21 protein-coding genes are annotated in these 20,626 nt (G+C 42.5%); 1 reads left to right on the forward strand and 20 read right to left on the reverse strand.

Annotated elements, in window-relative coordinates:
- Positions 1-49 precede the first annotated feature (49 nt).
- The 19 genes from E6139_RS00885 to E6139_RS00975 form a co-directional block, all read right to left on the reverse strand.
- On the reverse strand, positions 50-874 hold the full coding sequence (locus E6139_RS00885; RefSeq protein ID WP_316401151.1) for an AraC family transcriptional regulator: 825 nt from the start codon (positions 872-874) through the stop codon (positions 50-52).
- 5 nt (positions 875-879) lie between these two features.
- Positions 880-2,877 carry a HelD family protein gene (locus E6139_RS00890; protein WP_316401152.1) on the reverse strand — a complete coding sequence of 666 codons (1,998 nt, stop codon included), beginning with the start codon at positions 2,875-2,877 and terminating at the stop codon, positions 880-882.
- Positions 2,878-3,008: 131 nt separating this feature from the next.
- Entirely contained in the window at positions 3,009-3,704 is a 696-nt protein-coding gene (locus E6139_RS00895; protein ID WP_316401153.1) for an N-acetylmannosamine-6-phosphate 2-epimerase, read from the reverse strand.
- Between the two features lie 114 nt (positions 3,705-3,818).
- A complete protein-coding gene (locus tag E6139_RS00900; RefSeq protein ID WP_316401154.1) occupies positions 3,819-4,487 on the reverse strand; it encodes a ribulose-phosphate 3-epimerase in 669 nt (222 codons plus the stop codon).
- Between the two features lie 28 nt (positions 4,488-4,515).
- Positions 4,516-5,391 carry a class II fructose-bisphosphate aldolase gene (locus E6139_RS00905; protein WP_316401155.1) on the reverse strand — a complete coding sequence of 292 codons (876 nt, stop codon included), beginning with the start codon at positions 5,389-5,391 and terminating at the stop codon, positions 4,516-4,518.
- Between the two features lie 17 nt (positions 5,392-5,408).
- Entirely contained in the window at positions 5,409-6,119 is a 711-nt protein-coding gene (locus tag E6139_RS00910; protein ID WP_316401156.1) for a GntR family transcriptional regulator, read from the reverse strand.
- A 188-nt stretch (positions 6,120-6,307) separates the two neighbouring features.
- The gene (locus tag E6139_RS00915) at positions 6,308-7,342 is read right to left on the reverse strand and encodes a zinc-dependent alcohol dehydrogenase (protein WP_316401157.1); all 1,035 of its coding nucleotides are present in this window, start codon (positions 7,340-7,342) and stop codon (positions 6,308-6,310) included.
- 24 nt (positions 7,343-7,366) lie between these two features.
- On the reverse strand, positions 7,367-8,215 hold the full coding sequence (locus tag E6139_RS00920) for a PTS system mannose/fructose/sorbose family transporter subunit IID (protein ID WP_316401158.1): 849 nt from the start codon (positions 8,213-8,215) through the stop codon (positions 7,367-7,369).
- A gap of 11 nt (positions 8,216-8,226) precedes the next feature.
- Positions 8,227-8,994: a PTS sugar transporter subunit IIC gene (locus E6139_RS00925; protein WP_316401159.1), complete on the reverse strand. Its 768-nt coding sequence runs from the start codon at positions 8,992-8,994 to the stop codon at positions 8,227-8,229.
- A 12-nt stretch (positions 8,995-9,006) separates the two neighbouring features.
- Complete coding sequence (locus E6139_RS00930) at positions 9,007-9,480, reverse strand: PTS sugar transporter subunit IIB (RefSeq protein ID WP_316401160.1); 474 nt, start codon at positions 9,478-9,480, stop codon at positions 9,007-9,009.
- A 2-nt stretch (positions 9,481-9,482) separates the two neighbouring features.
- Positions 9,483-9,905 (reverse strand): PTS sugar transporter subunit IIA, encoded by a 423-nt coding sequence (locus E6139_RS00935; protein WP_316401161.1) that lies wholly within the window; start codon positions 9,903-9,905, stop codon positions 9,483-9,485.
- Between the two features lie 359 nt (positions 9,906-10,264).
- Positions 10,265-11,167, reverse strand: coding sequence for a zinc-ribbon domain-containing protein (locus E6139_RS00940; RefSeq protein WP_316401162.1), 903 nt, complete (start codon positions 11,165-11,167; stop codon positions 10,265-10,267).
- A gap of 171 nt (positions 11,168-11,338) precedes the next feature.
- Positions 11,339-12,385: a serine hydrolase gene (locus E6139_RS00945; RefSeq protein ID WP_316401163.1), complete on the reverse strand. Its 1,047-nt coding sequence runs from the start codon at positions 12,383-12,385 to the stop codon at positions 11,339-11,341.
- A 260-nt stretch (positions 12,386-12,645) separates the two neighbouring features.
- Complete coding sequence (locus tag E6139_RS00950) at positions 12,646-13,473, reverse strand: ABC transporter permease (protein WP_316401164.1); 828 nt, start codon at positions 13,471-13,473, stop codon at positions 12,646-12,648.
- Positions 13,473-14,495: an ABC transporter permease gene (locus E6139_RS00955; protein ID WP_316401165.1), complete on the reverse strand. Its 1,023-nt coding sequence runs from the start codon at positions 14,493-14,495 to the stop codon at positions 13,473-13,475. The genes E6139_RS00950 and E6139_RS00955 overlap by 1 nt, the downstream gene beginning before the upstream one ends.
- 24 nt (positions 14,496-14,519) lie before the next feature.
- Positions 14,520-16,124, reverse strand: coding sequence for an ABC transporter substrate-binding protein (locus tag E6139_RS00960; protein WP_316401166.1), 1,605 nt, complete (start codon positions 16,122-16,124; stop codon positions 14,520-14,522).
- Between the two features lie 235 nt (positions 16,125-16,359).
- The gene (locus E6139_RS00965) at positions 16,360-17,343 is read right to left on the reverse strand and encodes an ABC transporter ATP-binding protein (protein ID WP_410470501.1); all 984 of its coding nucleotides are present in this window, start codon (positions 17,341-17,343) and stop codon (positions 16,360-16,362) included.
- Positions 17,344-18,336 carry an ABC transporter ATP-binding protein gene (locus tag E6139_RS00970; RefSeq protein WP_316401168.1) on the reverse strand — a complete coding sequence of 331 codons (993 nt, stop codon included), beginning with the start codon at positions 18,334-18,336 and terminating at the stop codon, positions 17,344-17,346. It abuts the gene before it with no gap.
- A 391-nt stretch (positions 18,337-18,727) separates the two neighbouring features.
- A complete protein-coding gene (locus tag E6139_RS00975; protein ID WP_316401169.1) occupies positions 18,728-19,162 on the reverse strand; it encodes a hypothetical protein in 435 nt (144 codons plus the stop codon).
- Between the two features lie 423 nt (positions 19,163-19,585).
- On the opposite strand from E6139_RS00975, the gene E6139_RS00980 reads away from it, so the two are divergent.
- On the forward strand, positions 19,586-19,792 hold the full coding sequence (locus E6139_RS00980; protein WP_316401170.1) for a hypothetical protein: 207 nt from the start codon (positions 19,586-19,588) through the stop codon (positions 19,790-19,792).
- A gap of 77 nt (positions 19,793-19,869) precedes the next feature.
- Here the strand turns inward: E6139_RS00980 and dagF are convergent, their stop codons facing one another.
- A complete protein-coding gene (gene dagF, locus E6139_RS00985; protein ID WP_316401171.1) occupies positions 19,870-20,607 on the reverse strand; it encodes a 2-dehydro-3-deoxy-phosphogluconate aldolase in 738 nt (245 codons plus the stop codon).
- Positions 20,608-20,626 lie beyond the last annotated feature (19 nt).

Below are 20,626 nucleotides of genomic sequence, written 5' to 3' on the forward strand. Positions count from 1 at the left end.
AGTTGATCACTAAGCCAGCTCTGATTCTTCCAGTTCTATGCAGTTTTGGTCACTCCTTCAGCGAAAGAACCAGTCTTTCCGTGGGATAATTGACCTCCATAATTTGTTCATTCGGCACAAATCCCACATTCAATAGACGTTGGCGATGACCTATATCAAGCTTATCCGCTACTCTGAAGGTGGTTGTAGACAGGAAGCGAGGCGCTTTTTCGCGAACGAGTGTCGTAAGTAAATTTTTCTCGATCTCTAGATTCCAACAGGAAGGCAAGGCTGTCAGGTTTTCAATTCTTTTCCTTTTTTGGTCAAACAGAAGAAGACCGACGATTCGCCCTTTTGCCCAAGCAAGATAGCAATTTCCTTCACTAATAAATAGACGCAGCGATCGAAGATACTCCTCTTTTTCCAAATAAGGGAGAGCCCCTCGCATCAGCTGAACAAAATACAAGATCGCCAGCTGATCCTCTAAGCGTCCCTGACGAATATGCAGATCCCGCTGCTCGGCCCAGACTAAATAATCCGCTACTACAAAGGGTTCTTCAATAAAAAACTGCTTATTCTGCAGCCGATAACGTCTGGGCGTAAGCTTGAATAGTTCTTCAAAAGCCTTGGTGAAAGCTTGTTGACTCTGATAGCCCGTTTGAACCGCCACTTCGATGATCCGCTGATCCGAATAAAGCAAGGCTCTGGCTGCTTCGTTTAAGCGGCGACGCTTGATATAGTTATACAGCGATTGATGGGTCGTCTCCTTAAACTCATGCAGCAAATAATACTTTGAATAATGAAGCTGCAATGCCAGCTCTTCAAGCGTGATTTTCTCTTGAAGATGTTCTTCAATGTAATGCGTGATACTGGCAACCAACCGGGAATTGTTCATATTTCTCACTTCCTTTGGAGAAAATAGAGGGCATGCATCGCGCGTGTTGCAGCGACAAATAGTTGTTGTCTGCCTAACAGACCGGGATATGTTTTTTCATCCGCATCAACCACAATCACTGCATCGAACTCCAACCCTTTCGATTGAACTAATGGACAAATAGAAAGATTCTCCTGCAAGTTCGCTGACTCATCCGCCAATACCTCGCAAGTCATCCCCTGTGCTTCCAATAATTCCAGCCATTCATTCCCTCGCGCCAAAGTCTTCGTAATCAAGGCGATTGTCGCTAAACCCTTTGCTCTTAACTCTTCTACTATCTCTATTATACTCGAAATTTCCTCCGCCCGAGAGTGCACAATCCGTTTTTCTGGCTCCATCCCGTGACGCAAGACCGGTTCGATCGTCTGATCATCAATGATTTTTTTCGCGTAGGAAATGATCTCATAAGTAGAGCGATAGCTTTTCGTGAGAAAGATCGATTGGGCTTTGGGATAGTAGTTTTGCACCTCGGCTAGACTCATTTCATTGATCGTCGTTAATGATTGGGTGAAATCCCCGATTAACAGCACCGGACAAGCGAACATTTTTTTGAAGACCTCAAATTGAATCGGTGTGTAATCCTGCATCTCATCAATGATTAAGTAGCGGATCTTCGAAAACTCATCCATCCCTTCAATAAATAAGCGGATATAGATGATTGGAAATAAATCCGAATAACTCAACGCCTTTTTCCCAGAGAAGCCTTGTTCCGCCAAGAAATCATGATAAAGTCTGATGCTGGTCGTGTAGTTGAACATTTTCTTCAAACGATTGAATAGCTGTTTTCTAGTCGGTTTTCTTTTTGGCTGGAAAGGTCGAATTCGCAGATTTTCCAGAATATCTTCGGCAATCAACTGGAAGCGCTGAAAGATCGGCTTCTTGTGATAGGCCTTATAGCGTTTCAAAATATATTCCGCGTCGTACTCATAGTCGCCGATTGTAATCGTTTGTGGTGTAAATTTTTCTATTTCCTTGAGATACTCTTTCAAATCAGTCACACATTGTTTGCTTGAAAGGTAGCTGATTCGCTCGCTTAGCTGTGGCTGGTCAGCTAGATATAGCATTTCGATTTCCTGAAAACGGGAAGGAATGTTGGCTGTCCCCGAAAGCTTCTGGCCAAATTCATTGATCGTCCATTCTGTCACCGGTTCTTCCCCCAGTTCAGGCAGCACCTGTGCGATAAACATGCTGAAGGTGCGGTTGGGTGAAAGAATCATTACCTGATCAGAAGTAATGCGATTGCGAAAATGATAGAGTAAAAAGGCGATGCGATGCAAGGCGATCGATGTCTTTCCCGAGCCAGCGACTCCTTGGATGATCATATCCTTTGAGCGGCTGTCACGAATGACTTGGTTCTGCTCCTTTTGGATCGTACTGATGATGGTCGACATCTGACCACCCTTTTGCTGGCGCAGTTCATTTTGCAGAACCTCGTCAAAAACAGTCGTATCAGATTCTACGACATAGTCGATCGTTCCGCCTTTAAACTTGATCTGGCGTTTTCGCTGGATCTCGCCAGTCGCAGTGCCTGCTGGAGTTTGAAATTGTGCTTCTCCCAGATCATAATCATAGAAAATACTGGCAATGGGTGCCCGCCAATCATAGATCAATAAACCCTGTTCCTGCGTAGAAAAGGAGAAAGGCCCGACATAGATCTTCTCCGCAGTTGGCTCGCCATCATAGACAAAATCCACTCGCGTAAAATAAGGATTCATCTTTTGCTTTTCCAGCCGGATCAATTGCTTGCCGCTGACTGATTCCGCCAAATGCTGCTGATCCAGCAGCCGTGAATTGATAAACATCTCATGGGGATCGATCTCTCCCTTATAATCGACCAAATACTGATGAAATTGCTGCGTTTCCTTCGTAAAATGAATCATTTCCTGTTCAAGACTGGACTCTTTTTCCTCGATTTCCTTGCGAATCGCCTGCCACTCTCTTTGCTCTTCCGCTAAAACATCCATTATTCATCACCTCTCACAAACTTGGTCAAATAAGTATTATATATGGGAAGTGAAAACTTTTTTTCATCAATGTTGCGGTCATTTTGGGAAAACAAAAAGAAAGAACAAACCTGCTCTTTCTCTTCTTACAATTATTTCATTCCAGCCACAAAGCGCTCGGTGATTTCTTTTGGTCGTGTGATCGCACCACCAACAACGATCCCACATACCCCCATATCCTGAATCTTCTTCGCCTGCTCGGGTGTGTGAATCTTTCCTTCAGCAATCACCGGCAGTCCTTCATTGACTAACTGTTCCATCAATTCGTAATCAGGTCCGTGATCGGTTCGACCAACGGTTTCTGCTGTGTATCCGCTTAGTGTTGTCCCTACAAAATCAGCCCCTGCTTCAAAAGCATTCTTTCCTTCTTCAAAAGTAGCAATGTCTGCCATCAATAATTGATCAGGATATTTCTCCTTGATCTGGTGAATGAATTGATTGATCGTCAATCCATCATGGCGTTCACGCAAGGTACAATCTAGCGCGATGACCTCTACTCCGGTCGTTGCTAATGCATCCACTTCTTGCATGGAGGCAGTGATGAAGGGCTCTTCTGGTGGATATTGTTTCTTGATCAGGCCGATCAGCGGCAGATCCACCAGCGCTTTGATTTCTTTGATATCTCGGACAGAATTCGCGCGGATCGCCACCGCGCCGCCTTCTTTTGCGGCCAACGCTAATAGTGGCATGACGCCGCCTTTTTCAGTATATAAAGGTTCTCCAGGAAGGGCCTGACAAGAAACGATCAAGCCTCCCTTGATTTTTGCTAGAAATTCTTCTTTCGTCATTTACTTCTCCCCATTCGCAAAATATGCTAACCACAGATTACCATGGTAAAAATTATCTGTATAGACAAAAAAGTTCCTGCCTTAAAAACTCAAGACAAGAACTTTTTGACTATTTTATCTAGTAACAAAATGCTGTTTCAACTGCGAGACCTTTTCTTTGTACGTGCCAGCTTGATCATTGAAGAGTGCAGAAGTGCCAACAACATAAAGATTTGCGCCAATCTTACTAATAGAAGCGGTCGTCTCTGCATTGATATTACCATCTACCTCAATCAGCGGCCTCACTTTTTTACCATCAAGCTGACTATTCAGTCGTTCGAGCTTTTCTAAAACCGGCCATTGAAACCTTTGTCCAGCAAACCCGGGATTGACTGTCATCACAAGAATCAGCTCCAAAGAATCTAAATAAGGAAATATCTTTTCGATCGGCGTCACGGGATTGATAGCAATCCCCGCCTTAATTCCCTTGCCGTGAATCTTTTTCAACAATGCCTCAGGTTCTTCGGTCGTCTCAATATGAAATGTCAGATAATCGGGCTGCACTGGTGCAAACATCTCGATATATTTTTCTGGATCAACACAAGCCAAATGAATATCAGTAGTGAATTTTTTTATCTGAATGATCGGTTCTAAGACGTAGGGTGCCATCGCCAGATTATTGACATACACTCCATCCATCACATCACAGTGCAGCCAATCAATCCCAGCTACCTGCAAATCCAGCAGTTCCTGTCCCAACGCAAGTTGATTCCCACACATAATCGAAGCTGCGATCTTTTCCATTTTTCCCCTCCATCAATGATCAAGTAATCTAAGGGTTCATAAAAATTTCCATTGCTGCTTTTACATTTTCCTTCATCGCTTCAGTCGCGCACAGTGACAGCTCATCGAAGAAAATAGAGTCTCCTGAATCTTTCTCCAGACATTCCTGAACTCCTTTTCCAGCAGCTTTATTCATATAAGTATAGTAGTTGATTTTACAGATGCCATTTTTAATTGCTGTCCGGTAGTTTTCCTCCGATACACCCGAACCGCCGTGCATGACAAACGGTACATCGATCTTTTCTTTAATTTGCAGAATCCGATTTAAATCAAGCTTTGGCTCCTTTAGATAAATCCCATGAACAGTACCAAAACCAATAGCCAAGCAATCAACACCCGTCTCTTCTACAAATGCTTTAGCTAAATCTGGATCGGTATAAACATCCTCCAGATCTTCATAATCTTCACTTGAATCAGAACCTCTACCCTCACCACCACCGACTGCTGAAGTGAAAATATGCCCCAACTCAGCTTCGACACTTACTCCAGCCGCATGAGCGATCTTCACGATTTCTTTGCTCTCCGCTAAATTAATCTCGTACTCTTTACTAGATGCATCGTACATTACCGAAGTGAAGCCCAGTCTGATCGCTTTGACGCACATATCAAAGGATGCTCCATGATCTAAATGCACCGCTACAGGAACTTTCGCTGCTTTGGCAAATTGGAGCATGATCGGTCCAATTTCCTCCAGAGCAATCAAATTTTCATGGACCTCCGCATGCTGCAAAATAACCGGCGAATTCACCTCTTCTGCGGCTTGAATCACCGCTCGGATGGCTTCTAGATTTGGTACATTAAACGCCCCTACCGCATACTTTTTTTCTTTTGCATCCTTCAAAAGCTCACTCAATGTTACTAACATTCATCTTCCTCCTCGTTTTATTTACTAAAACGATATTCAAGATTTGTTGAGAAAACATCAGTATACACATATGAAAGTTCAATCGGTTTATCATCCCAATAGGCCATATTATTCACGACCATGACTACCGCAGGATTAGAGATATTCAGATACTCGATTTCTGTGTAATTAGCCGGACGAGCACTTACCCGCTGGCTGATAATTTCTGGATATATCCCAAATTGATTTAGTGTCTTCCAAAGAGACTTATCCGTCAAATCAAAAGAACCAATCTCTGGGCAGCGATTAAGCGGAATAAAGCTTTCAGTTAATGAATAGACCGCTCCATCTACACTTCGTAGGCGCAAAAGATGGAAAACGTAATCATTTTCTCGAATTTCAAGCTCCTCACTCAATTTTCGATCAGCTTGAATCACATTTTTTTTCAAAACTTTTGAACTGATTTTCTTTTTACGCGAGACAATATCTTCATAAAAACCAGAAATATGCATACTAGAAACAATCTTTACATCTCGATTGGGAATAATATACCCTTTACCTTCAATATAAGTTACAATGCCTTGTCTTTCCAATGATTCTAGAGCACGCTTGATCGTTGTTCTGCTGACATTAAAGCTTTCGGACAGCTTACGTTCACTGGGAAGCGGCTTGCCTTGTCCACTCAACAACTTGGCTAAATTTTGAATATCATCACTTATTTTTTTGTACTTTGGAATAAACTCTTCCACCTAATAGTCCTCCCTTCACTGTCTTGTCTTGGATAGGGAGATCATCAAAGATTTCTATCAAAACAGACAGGCAGCTGTATACTAACTAATTATTAAATCAAATGTATTTTCACTATTGATTATAACTGATTTTTTATACTGCTACCTACCATACTATCGTTGCTAACATTACTTTTTCACTTAATCACTTAAAATCTCACGACTACCCGATATTTATCTCCTTCAACCGCTGAATCAAATCCAGCCACGACATCCTCAAATGACACGATCTCACTAATAAATGGCCGCATGTCGATAACCCGCTCACTGATCATTTTGGATGCCCGTACAAAGTCACGACTATTCGAATTGGCGGTACCGGAAATTGCATAGCCTCCTTTATGCAATCTATCAGGACTAAAATGAACAGGCTCGTCTGGATAGAAGGAAGAATACAGAATCACCTTTCCCGTATTCGACACTAGCTCAATCGACTCCTCTGCTACATCGTGGATTGGTGTCGTATCAAAGACCACATTCGCACCTAAGTTGTGACTGATTTCTTTGACCTCGGCTAAAAGCTCTTGCTTAGAAGAATCAACGATATAATGAGCCCCGATTTTTTTGGCTAATTCTAAACGTTCCGCATTCAGGTCACAGGCAATAACACGTGCCCCGCTTTTCACAGCCAAAGCAACATGCAGCAGCCCCATAATGCCGCACCCAATCACGACAACTAAATCTCCATATTGGATATTTGCTGTCTCGCAGCTGTGAACCACGCAAGACAAGGGTTCGGTTAGCGCTGCTTCTTCGGGGGTAACCCCAAAATAATGAAAAAGGTGCTTCGGTTCTACTAGCATATATTCAGACAGGCCCCCCATGCCCTTGTGGGGAAGTCCTTCCAGATGCTTGCTGTGATTGAAATCGATGCAATTTTGTTCCTCGCCGCTTTTACAAAAGTCACAATCTCCGCAGGCCAGATTGGTGCCAAAAACAACCGTGTCTCCCACCTGCCATTTTGTTTTGTCAATTTTATCTCCTAGCGCGACAATCTCCGCGGCGATCTCATGCCCGCCGATAAAAGGATATTCGACTTTTTTTACACCTGTATAGACTCTTTGCTCCCACGTACAAATCGCGCAGGTATTGATTTTTATCAAAATTTTATTTTCTGAAACTTCAGGCAACGGACACTCTTCAATTCTTAAATCCTTGATACCATAAAAAACAGCTGTCTTCATTATTTTCCCCTTCCTGACGATCGCCTAGAATATATTGAATGCCCCAAACAACACACCAATAGCTACCAAGATGAGCATCACCCTCGTTGATTTCATTTTTCGATTTTTCAACAGGTATAACGTCAATAAGGTGATCCCCAGCGGCAGAATACCCTTGAACAGCTTATCCAGAATATCCTCCTGCAATCCGAGCTTCACCGCACCAACTTTGATTACGAATGGCGAGGAAACAGAGACGAAATTTGCGGTTAATGCCCCTAAAACGATTGCTCCCATCGCAGATGCACCAGTAATCAAGTATTGTAGGATATTACTCCCTAAAATCTTTTCAATCCCAGCTTTCCCCATCTTGTAGCCCTGCATCCAAACAAAATAGGCTAAAGAAAACATGATCCCAAACATTAGCAATCCATATACGACTGGACCCATCAAGTTTCCTTCGGCACCAAGACTGACACCAAAGGCCAGCAATATCGGAGTAAGCGTTCCTTGCCAAAGTGTGTCGCCAATTCCGGCAAACGGTCCCATCAAACCTGTTTTGATCCCGTTGATAGCATCATCGGTAATCGGTGCGCCATTCGCCCTATCCTCTTCCATCGCGATCACCATGCCGCAAATGATCCCTCCAAAATGAGGTTCGGTGTTAAAGAAAGCCATGTGCCTTTTCAATGCATTACGGTATTCTTCAGGATCATCCGCATAAAGCTTTTTAATAATCGGACTCAGAGAATGAACGAGTCCCGTCGCTTCCAGCCGTTCGTAGTTATAATTCGCATGACTGAAAAAGGTCCAGCGCCAAAAGGAACGTGTCACATCTTTTTTGGACAACTCTTTCTTTGGTTTTTGAATTTCGTTTTCTACTGATTGCTCCATTTTTCCCCCTCCTAACTTAAGCCACCAATTTCTGTTCTAGGAGTGATCGTATAAAGATAAGCGATAATTGCTCCTAAAACAGCAATGACGATGACATCCAGCTCCATATAGATCGACATAACAAATCCTAAAATGAAAAATAGCATGGTATTCGGTCGATTGATCGAACGTAAATTCATCGCGATTCCTAGTGCCGGCAATAGACCCCCGATTACCTGAAGGACATGTAATGGCGTGCCATCTAAATAGCCAAGAATCGTCGTTACAGCTCCTGCTCCATAGTAAGCCGCTAAAGTTACAGGAATGATGCTCATCAGGAAAAGAATGATTTGTGGCGGAACCACATGTAGGAAATTAATTCGATCAAGATTCCCTTCATCCGCTGCTTTGTCAGCCATGTGAACAAAGAAAACATCGACAGTCATATGTGCGACCCAAATCACAGTTCCTAATAACCCAATCGGCATTGCTAGAGTCACGGCTGTTTGTGGATCCGCTCCTGAAGCAATAGCTAAAGCCGTTCCCAAGGTTCCCGCTAAGCCCGGATCAACTGGTGCGGTTCCACCAGCCGAAATAAACGCGATATAAGGAAGCTGGATTGCTGCTCCAATAATTACCCCTTGAACCGGATCGCCTAAAATGATCCCCACCACTGTTCCAGCGACCAACGGTTTTTGCATAAACGAAATACTTCCCAATAACGACAGCCAAGGTGTTCCTGTGACACCTAAGTAGTAAACAACCCCAATTAAAATTGCTTGAACAAAAGAAATCTCCATTGATCCCCCTCCCTAATTCAATATTTTGGCTACATCTATTGCTTTATCCTCCGCAATGATTTGGATTGTGACCGTTACTCCACCATCGATCAATTTTTTTAAATTGGCTTTTTCATCTGACGAAGCAGAAATATTTTTATAAAATTTCGTTCGGCCTTCTTTTGCACCCATTCCGCCGATATTCACCTTATCTAACGGAATTCCTTTTTCCATCAGTTCAACATAAGCCTCCGGCGATTTGGCCAAAATAATTACTTTATCAGTAGCTGCTCCTTGTTTGATTGCTTCAATGCCATCATTAATACCAAAAACTTCTGTTTTGATATTCGCTGGAGCCACCGATGTTACGATCATCTTTAAAAAACTGTCATTTGCTGTTTCATCATCCACAATAATAATTCGATTAGCTCCAGTGTAATTCAGCCATGAGGTCATGACCTGACCATGAATCAACCGATCATCAATTCTTGCTAATACAATATTCATTATTATTCCCCCGCCTTTGCTATCAAATTGTTGTATACTTCATTTAAATCTTGGAGACTTTCTTTACCGCTTTCTAACGCTGTTTTAGCCAACACTTCAAGATCCGTTGAAAAATCGCGATTTACAACGATTTCCAACAGCATCGCCATATTCACGCCAGAAAGCACTTTCATTTCATTTGTTGCTAAAAGCTTCATGACTTCATTTCCTGGTGTTCCCCCATAAAAATCTACTAATACTATTACTCCTTCTCCAGTATCCAATGCTTCAACTTTTCCCTGTATCTCCTCTCTCAAACGAACCGGACTATCTCCATGATGCAAACCAACTGACCCAGAACACTTCACTTCTCCCGCAATAATAGCAATGGATTCCAAAAGTGACTTCCCTAAATCTCCATGAGTAACAACTAACAACCCAATCAATAAAAACCTCTCCTTTCAAAAATCCTTTGGTTCTAAAAAAGGACCACTGGCTCTATTCACAAATCAAATATATATCCGTTGTCTTTCTTTGTCAATGATTTTTTGAAAACATTTTCAAAAACATACTGGTATATAGCGCTTAAAAGCATGGAAGTAATCAACATGTTCAATAAACTTGTTAATTAAACACTTGTCAAATAAGCAATAATTTCACATTCTTCAAATATAATAAATGCCTAATTCCTTCATTAGAAGCCATTAATTCTAATAAAAAAAACAGCTTCGCCTTAAATGATTAAAGCAAAACTGTTTTATTAGATTATTTACTCTTCATTTGCACCGTAGCAGTAGTTAAAATTCTAAGATACCCAAACCTCATTGACACCATTATTTTTTGATACGCCATCAGTCAATGCTAATCGTGAAGAATAGGAAACATAACCATAGTAAGTCTGCATACTGCCATCTTCCCACGTCACGATGATTTGCACATTCGGATTGATCAGCTTTGTATCCGGCATATCAGTTGGATGTTGTCGGTTCGTTTCGTAGCTCAAGACTTCTCCACTGGCTCCCATGATCGTTGCCTTGCCGACATTTGGTCCGCCACTGGTATTTTTCTGTGTCACTTTGCCGCTCGCGCTGATTGTCAACGTTTTTTGCTTCTGACTGGTTTGTGAATAATAAAATTGATAGGTTCCCGCCCACTTGGCATACTCACCGGTGAACACTTGCGCATCCTCATCTTCATGTGAATCCTGACTGGCTTCACTTTCTTCTTTCAAACCTGCCTCATTCCGCTTCGTTAGCTCATCCACCTCAGCAGCGACTTCTGAAAACTCACTCTTCTCCAAATCACTGGCAGAAATACGTCTCAACCTGAGATTTGATTTTTTATACTCGCCATCGTTCGTCAATTCTTTGGCTTCAGCAATGAGCTCATCATATTTACTGGTATCAGCTGAACTAGAAGAGACTGTTGTCTCTGGTATAGGGCGCGCAATATTCGGGCGGCTGGCTACAGCGAGACCAATCCCAACGATTGCACCCAGCAATGCCAGACCCAAAATTGCAAAGGGCCATTTGGGAAAACTGGCTTTTGGGGTATCAGAAGAATTTTTTGATGAACGAGTTCCCTCTTTCAGTTTCGTTCCTTGAGTTCGTTTTGGCGATACATCATTTTTGGCAAATTCAAATCCGCAATGTTCACAAAATAGGGACTTGTCGCTATTTTCTTTTCCGCATCTCGGACATCGTTTCACTTTCGAAACCGCTCCTTTCCATTCATTTGGAAGATTATTCGTTTTTCTTACGTTCATTTTATCATATCAGTAATTTGAAGGAATAAGATTGAGGCTCACTCCATTGATCCTCTTCCTCAAAAAAGGCAAGGAAATCTGATCAATGATCACATTTTCTTGCCTTTGCTTGCTCTATTTCACTTTTGTCGCTGCTAAGCTAAAATCAGCGATCGCGGTTCTGGTTTTTAGAATATCTGAAGCATCCTTTGTTAATACAACGATAGCAAAAGGATTGTCCTCAGTAAGAACCAGCCCGATATCATTCTCAACATTCTGCTGCTCGCCAGTGACATTTCCCGCAACGACATCCTTCGGTAGTTGCGCACGGATCTTCGTACGGATCACTTGCCCCTTCATCATTTCCAGCATCGTTTTTTGTGGTTCTTTTTCGCGGCTATCATAGATTTTTTTCAATAGCTTCATACAGTCATTTAAGGAAGTGTAGTTGTCTTTGTCCGTGCTTCGAACGTTGATATCAACCATTCGACGCTCGATGACAGTATCTGGATAGCCTTGATCCTTGAAATAGCCATTCATATTATCCATGCCGTAATGATCAATCAATACATTGGTAGCATTGATATCGTTTTGCTGGATCATCGGCGTCAGCCACTCATTCAGCTTCTTGTCTTGGATGACTTGCTCACTACCATCTTTTTGCGCTAAAGCATAGTCCATAATGAACAGCTCGATCACGTTGGCTGCGATCGTCCGTTCGGAATTATTGCTGGAAAAATCCTGTTTATCTTTAAAATAATGAACACCATAATACACCTTGCCGGCACTTTTGGTCAGAGTACTCGCATTTAACTTAGGAGTAGTTTTCTTAGCTTTAGCTGTGGTCTTCTTCGTGGTTTCCTGCTTTTTACTTGAGCTTGATTTTGTGGTCTTTTTCTTAGAAGATTCTGTTGTTTTCTTCGTTTCTTTTTTCTTTTCAGAACTCTTTTTAGTCGTCTTCTTTTCTGATTTTTTGGTACTGCTAGCGGTCGGTTTCGCCTTTGAGGATGAGGAACTCTCCTTAGCAGTAACTGACTCTTTTGGTTTTTCCGTTGGATTATTTAAAATGCGCGTCACGCCAAAATACATGCCCCCTGTTAATAAGAGCGCCGCCAGACCGATCAGAACATATTTGCCTTTAGACTTCTCATTTGGATCCGTATGTTTACCCAAAATTTTCACCTTCTATCTTAGGTTTATTATTTCACTTGATTGTTTCTCGAATGCAAAATTATTCTTCACTCATTAATAATTAGTTTATCACATTCTCTTAGTAAAATAATTAATTTCGATACGGAATATATAATTTATAAACATTAACAAGGTCTACTCGTTGTAAGTTTTAAGACAGTTAGCTTTGTTTTGATGAACATCATAAATAGCGTGGAAATGCAAAAACGATCTCGCCTTTCACTAGCAGAAAGACGAGATCTTTGTTTCGTTTATTTGTTTTTGATTTTTGGATCGAGATAATCGCGCAATCCGTCACCCACAAAGTTGGCACCGATCGACATGGAGAAAATCGCGACACCTGGGAAGGTGGATATCCACCAGTAGTTCATATTATTGACCCCATCGGAAACCATCGAGCCCCATTCCGGTGTTGGCGGTTGGGTCCCCAGACCTAAGAAGCTTAGTCCTGAGAAGGTTACAATCGCATTCCCGATATCAAGAGTCGCCATTACTAGGAGTGAGCCTAACGCATTTGGTACGATCTCTTTGACCAAGATTCGCAAATGACTCGCGCCTAAAACCTTTGAAGCAACGATGTATTCATTTTCCTTCAGGGTGATCACGAGACTCCGCATCAGCCGTGCATAGTTAGGCCACCAGATGATCGTCATCGCCAATACCGAGTTGAAAATACTTGGTCCTAATGCAGCCGCGATCACCATCGCCAAAATCAGCGGTGGAAAAGCAGCGATCAATTCAGCAAAGCGCATCATGATATCATCGACGATCCCGCCGACATAACCGGCGATTCCGCCATAGATCGTTCCGATAACGATCGTGATACAGACAGTTACCAGTCCAGCCGTGATCGACACCCGACTCCCCATCAACACACGTGAGAAAACGTCACGTCCCAATTCATCCGTTCCTAAGAAATGTCCGGGTGAACCAGGTGACAGAAAACGTCCGGTCATGTCCTGTGCCAGAGGATTCTGCGGTACGATCAATGGAGCGAGTATAGCAATGATCACCCACAACGAACAGATCACGATTCCTAATTTAAATAAAAAGTTTTTTTGTTTTAGTAGTCGTTTCATTAGCTGTACCTCACTCTCGGATCGATGACCCCATATAGAATATCAATCAGAAGGTTCAGTATCACATTGACCATCGCGATCAATAATGAAACACCACAGATTGCCGGAAAATCCAGCGTTGTTGCCGAGAGATAGGCGTATTGCCCGATTCCCGGCCACGAGAAGATTTTTTCAACAAAGACCATTCCGCCCAGCAAATTGCTAAAGCCCATTCCCATAACGGTAATTACAGGAATCAGCGCGTTGCCTAACGCATGGCGCAGGACGATCTGACGTTGGGATAACCCCTTGGCTTTTGCTGTTCGAATATAATCTAGTGAAGAGACTTCCAATAGATTCGATCGGGTCTGCCGCGAGATCAGTCCCATGGTAAAGAATCCAAGGACGATTGCTGGCAAAATCAAATGGGAAAGGGCATCGTTTAACAATGTCCAGTTACCACTCACCAAAGCATCCCAGACATAAAGTCCGGTCCCTCCAGTCGGCGCCGAGATCCGCGAACTGACTCGACCGCCTCCCGGAAACAGCTGCCATTTGGAATAAAACAGCAATAGCATGACTAATGCGAACCAGAAGTTCGGGATCGAGACCCCGCTGATCGAGATAGTACGGACTAGATAATCAAACGGCTTGTTGCGATAGACCGCAGAGATGATCCCGAAAGTGATCCCGAACAAAACGGCAATCAGCATCGCCATGATGGATAGTTCCAAAGTCGCCGGGAAAAACTGTTTCAAATCACTGAGAACAGGATTACCAGTGCGAATCGAAGTCCCTAAGTCCCCCCGCAACAAATTGCTTAGATAGATAAAATATTGTTCCATTAGCGGCTTGTCCAATCCCCAGCGCGCTTTATAAGCCGCGACTGCCGCAGGATCGCTCATCGCATTTGGACTCATATTCGACGCGATTGGATCACTGGGAACGAGATGTGAGATCATGAATACTAAAAACGTCACCCCAATGATCAAAAAGCAGACAAATAGTAAGCGCCGTAATAAAAATCTAGCCATATTCCTCATACACTTTTGCCCCTTGCCCTTTGGTTAGTTGATACTTACATCTTGGAAATTGATCTTTTGCACTTCGTAGTAGTTAATACCCTTCAAGTTATCACGATAAGCCAATACTTTCGGATGCTGAACTAAGAATGCATACGGCATATCATTTGCCAGTAATTTTTGTAATTCTTCTGATGCTGCCACTCGTTTGTCTTCATCAGATTCTGTTTGGATCGTTTTCTTCAATTCTGCGATCTTCGTATTTGAAGTATCTGTCCAATTCGCACGCTCACCTACTGTGTCACCTGGTAAGAACACTAATTGATTGTTGATCTCCATATAATCTGGATGCCAATGCATCAGCAAGAAGGCTTCTTTTCCTTCACGATAAGAATCGATAACGACGCCGATCTCAGAGGTTTCGATCTTGGCATTGATTCCGATTTTTTCTAAATCGTCTTTGATCTTTTGACCTAGAGTTGTCCAAGACATCCCCTCAGTATCAAAATTCGCCACGGTGAATTTCACTTCAAAGCCGTCTTTATAGCCAGCTTCTTCCATCAATTTCTTCGCTTCATCAAGGTCTTGATAATCTTCTTCTTTTTCTAAAGCTCCGGTAAATCCTTTTGGTACGATATCTAATGGTAATACCGCTTTATCACCGGAGATTTCCAATAACTCTTTATAGTTGATCGCTTTACGAACAGCTTCTTGAACTTTCGGATTGGCCATTGGTCCGCCGATCTCTTCATCTTGGTTCATCAATAGGAAGGTCGTTGTTGAGCCGACATAGTTCTTGATCTTCACGCCTTCTTGGTCCTTCAATTGAGAAACGTTGTCCACACCAATGCCTAAAGCGATATCGATGTCGCCTTGTTTCAACATTTGGATCTGCGTGTTCACGTCTGGAATTTCCTTACAGATGACTTTGTCGTTCTTCACTTCGCCCCAGTATTCTTCGTTCTTCGTCAAACTAAGCTCTTCGTTTTGTTTCCATTTGTCTAAGACATAGGCTCCAGAACCAGCCGAATTTGAGTTCAACCATTTTTCAGCTGTATCCTTAGAAGAAGCGTCCTCTGCATCAGTACCACCATGCTCTTTGACCACTTCAGAGTCCACGATAGCAAACGAGTTATTGGCTAATTTCACTAAGAAGGCTGCATCTGGTTCTTTCAGTGTGAATTTCACCGTGTAATCATCGGGGGTTTCGATGTTTTCCACATTTTCCGTGTGATGTGTCGTGTTACTCTTCAGATTTTTGGTCCGCATCACACTAAATTTCACGTCTTTTGAAGTCAATTCATTCCCGCTTGAGAATTTCACACCTTCTTTGATCTTGAAGGTATGTACCTTTTGCGAGTCATCCATCTCGTGAGATTCCGCTAATGAAGGCTCTGGAGTGGATGATTCATAAGTCCGATACAAATAATCATACATCGCGTAATACACCATGTTTCCGTATACTTCATACCCATGGTGAGGATCCAAAGTTTTCAAGTCAGATGCCATCCCGACTACCAACGTCTTGTCGCCATCTCCACTGCCGCCACCATCGTTTGACCCATCTGTGCTGCCGCCACCGCCGCCACAACCAGCGAGTGTCAACATTAACAGACAAATGACGCTCCACAACATCTTACTTTTTTTCATACCTTGTACTCCTCCTTGTTTTTACTAATGTATTTAATTTTTCCAGGGAAAAATTAAGTCTGATTAAAACGCCGTATACCATCCAACTAATCTTTCTACTTCCCATTAGGCTAGCTCGTAAATAGTGAATGAATTTTTCTAACGTAAAAATTCAACATTCTCGTACGCATACCATTTCACTAATGTGCTGAAGCACAAAGTGAAACTGGCAACTCGCATCCTTGTTTTTACTGAATTACTGCTCTTTATTACATAAATGACAAGCCACAAAGTGATTGTCCTTTACTTCCGTCAGTTCAGGAACCTCTGTCTTGCACTTATCCATGACAAATGGGCAGCGTGTATGGAACTTGCAGCCCTTTGGTGGATTCGCTGGACTTGGTACGTCCCCTGTCAACACGATTCGATCTGTCTTTTCCTTATCAATAGTTGGTGCCGCTGAAATCAAGGCCTTCGTATAAGGATGAAGCGTATCGCCATACAAAGCGTCGCGGTCTGCCAACTCCACGATGTTTCCCAAGTACATCACGGCGATCCGATCGCACAGGTGATAAACAACGCCTAAATCATGGGAAATGAAGAAATACGTCAGGTCCATTTGTTTTTGCAGCTCAACCAGCAGATTGATAACCTGCGCTTGGATCGACACATCCAATGCCGAAACAGGTTCATCACAGATGATGATATCCGGTTTCAACGCCAACGCGCGGGCGATCCCGATACGCTGCTTTTGCCCCCCTGACATTTCATGTGGATAGCGATGCTTATAATCAGGCGCTAAACCTACCATTGTCAATAACCGATCAATCTCAGCTTCAATCTCCGCTTTAGTCATATCCTTCTTATGGTGAATCTGGAAAGGCTCTGCCAAAATACCGCTGATTTTATTTCGAGGATTCAAGCAGGCGGAGGGATCTTGGAAAACGAGTTGAACTTTCGTACCAAAAGCCTTCTTTTCCTGGCGATTCTTGAAGGCGCTGACATCTTGTCCATCAATAATGATCGTCCCATCCGTGATGGCGCCAAGGTTCAGCATGGTTTTTCCTAACGTACTTTTCCCGCAGCCGCTTTCGCCTACAATGCCAAATGTCTCACCCTTTTTCACCGTTAATGAGACATCATCGACCGCCTTCAGCGTACCTTTTTTCCCAGTACTATCACGGATCTCAAAATATTGTTTGACATGCTCCATCCGAATAATTGGTTCTTGCGTCATCATTTACGTCGTCACCTCGGTCTCTTCTTCCGTCGAATACTTGAAACAACGAACCTTGCGTCCATTTTCAATCGTTGTAATCGCTGGTCGTTTTTCCTTGCAGATATCCATCGCATAAGGACAGCGTGGATGGAAGCTGCAGCCCTTTGGCATTTCACTTAACTGAGGTACAACACCCTCGATACTGCTAAGTTCCCCTTTTTGATCATTGATATTTGGAATCGCGGCGATCAAGCCCTCCGTGTAAGGATGCTTCGGATTGTCTAGTATTTCACGAATTAATCCCTGCTCCACCACTTTCCCGGTATACATCACGATCACTCGATCGCAGACTTCAGACACGACCCCCAGATCGTGAGTGATCATAATGATCCCCATTTTCAAGCGGTCTCTCAATTCCTTCAAAACCTCTAAAATTTGCGCCTGGATCGTTACATCCAGTGCGGTCGTCGGCTCATCGGCAATCAATAGCTGAGAATCACAGGCTAAAGCCATCGCGATCATTACCCGTTGCCGCATTCCACCCGACATTTGGTGTGGATATTCATTGAAACGCTGCTCAGGTGCTGGGATTCCTACAAGCTTTAACAGCTCAATCGCCTTTTCCTTCGCATCCGCTTTTGAGATATCGGTATGAATCAGCATCGATTCAATGATCTGCTTGCCGCATTTATGAAGCGGATTCAAAGAAGTCATCGGCTCTTGGAAAATCATCGCTAAATGATGTCCGCGATACTGCCGCTTCTCCTTTTCCTTCATGGCAATCAGATCTTTGCCTTTGAACAAAGCTCTACCGGTGACCGTACTTGTCGCTTCATCTAACAACCCCATGATGCTCAAAGAAGTCACACTCTTCCCGCTGCCGCTTTCCCCAACGATCCCTAATGTTTCGTTTTCATTTAATAGAAGATCTAAATTATTTACGGCAGTCACTTCTCCGTTATAGGTGCGAAATTTAACGGTGAGTTCTTCGACCCGCAGCAGTTCTTTCTCCATAAAATAATTAACTCCCTACTTTTTTATTTTTAAAATAAGGTTAAAAAATAACTGTAGACTCTCATAATTAAATCTATTAGCATTTGTGTATTTATTCAGAATTTTCGAAAAATATTTTATTTTTTGATTATACCAGTTGCCAAAAGATTGTCAATATAAAGTTTTATCCACTTTTTTTAGAAATCCCACAACGACAACTTTAATCACTAATAACCCAAAAATGTTAGTTTTATTATTAGATTATTCTGAGTGTGTCTAATAATAAAAAACTGTATTTTATTATCACTCATTTTTCGTTCAAAATAATCCTCTGGAAATAACAAAACAAGAGTCTCAGACAGTTTCTTTTAAAAACTGTCAAAGACTCTTGAATGAATGATTTAGTTGACTGTTACATTAATTTCTCGAAGCGGCTTTCGATGACGCCTAAATGTAGCTGATCGAAATCTCTAAAGGATTGACACGGTGCTGCTTCTTTGTCGCAATCTTCTGCAATGTAGATCGGTTTGAAGCCCAGCGTTTTGGCTTCATCTAGTTGTTCCAAAGAATTCGAGATGAAATTGACCTTCTGATGTGTCAGCTCCACCTGCAGAAAATCGACTAACCCGTGAGGAACCGTTCCAGCTTTTTCGCCATTGATCGAAAAATCTAAATAATCGGCCAAATGGTGGTCCAACAACACTTGATTCATCATTGCTTGATCGTAGAAAACCATGCCAATCTGCTGCTTGCGGCTCTTCAGATAGTCTAGCAATTGATGGACTTTCGATTGATCTTCTTCCCGTAAAAAAATACTCTCACTTGAAAATACAAACGTTTCAATCATTCCGCTTCCTCCTACTCATTTATTTTGTGCACAATTTCACTAAAAGCACGAAAATTTTTTTTTGCTTCTATTCTTTTAAACTTACCAAGATAAAAGAGCTTCTTATCCTCCAAGTTGTCTCTTAACTTACAACATTTTTGAAGCGCTGTCAAATGATTGTGCAATATTTAATAATTCCTCTGACGTCAATTCACCCTCTCTTTATCATTCTCTATAATAAAAAATTAAATTTCTTCGTATGTTATCTATAGAAGCGCTTTTCCCGCCCATGCTATAATAAAAGCGAGAAAAGCCTTTCAATGTACTGTCTAAAAGGCGTGATACGATGGAAAAATACTTGCCGACGAACGATTTATTATTTAAGAAGTTAAAGAAGCCAAACGCAGAATCGACTTCTATTCGCTAAAGGAGGAAGAACAGACGATGATTATGAATATTAACAAAACCGAAGCCATTCGAAACGCTGAGCTCTCCACCGCGAGAGAAGAAGGGATTGAAGAAGGGCTTTTAAAAGAAAAAAGGACTATTGCAAGGAAGATGTTGATGGCAAACCTTCCTTTTGAACAAATCGCAGAGTTCACCGGTTTGAGTCTAGACGAGATCAAAAACCTGCAAGACAAGCACAATTAATCTCTACTATAGTAAGCAAGTAAACAGCACAAAAAGTCGAATCACAAGTTCCTACTTTTTGTGCTGTTTCTTCTATATTAAAGTAGCTCTTTCACCATATCCAGCAGGGCTTTGACATCCTCTGGTCGGGTATCGCCTGTTTCTGAATCAATGATCGAGCTATAAACGTGGGGAATCACTTTCTCCACACCCGCATCCAAGGCGATCTTGACGATTTCTTGGAAGTTCTCTAAATCAATCCCGCCAGTTGGCTCCAAATAGAAGTCATTTTCGGCGCAGGCTTTTGCCACCGCCTGATATTCTTCTTTATGGGCAAGTCCCTTCATTGGAAAATATTTAACGGAGCTGCCGCCCATATCCTTCAGCAAGGCAATCGCTGTTTCAATTGGAACGATGGCTTCAGTTACTTGTGAGCTCAACGGACCTGTTGCGATATTGACATAACCAAATTGTCCGCAGGGCGATACTAAACCATTGATCACGGTATCCTTCTGTCCCAGCAAGGCACGAGAGGTTCCCACGCCAGTAAAGACTTGGTTCACGTGCTGTGGTTGCAATTCACTGGAGATACGTGAAACCATTGGGCTTTGGTTTGGATCACCTGCACCAAGACCAACGGATAGCGCATTCTCAGTTGCCTCCTGATACTTCTTCATATCTTCAATCGCAGCCTCATCGCTGTCATAATTTTTCGACAGCACTCCTAAGACCACATGACCTTCTGCCGCTTCATAACAATCGCGAGCGTTTTCGACTGAGTTTGCCAATACATTCAGACACACTCGATCTTTATAATATTTCGGGGTTAATGACATTTTATAAGCACCTTATTTC

Origin of the sequence: Enterococcus sp. (assembly GCF_032555305.1) — a bacterium.
Taxonomy (GTDB): Bacteria; Bacillota; Bacilli; order Lactobacillales; family Enterococcaceae; genus Enterococcus_A.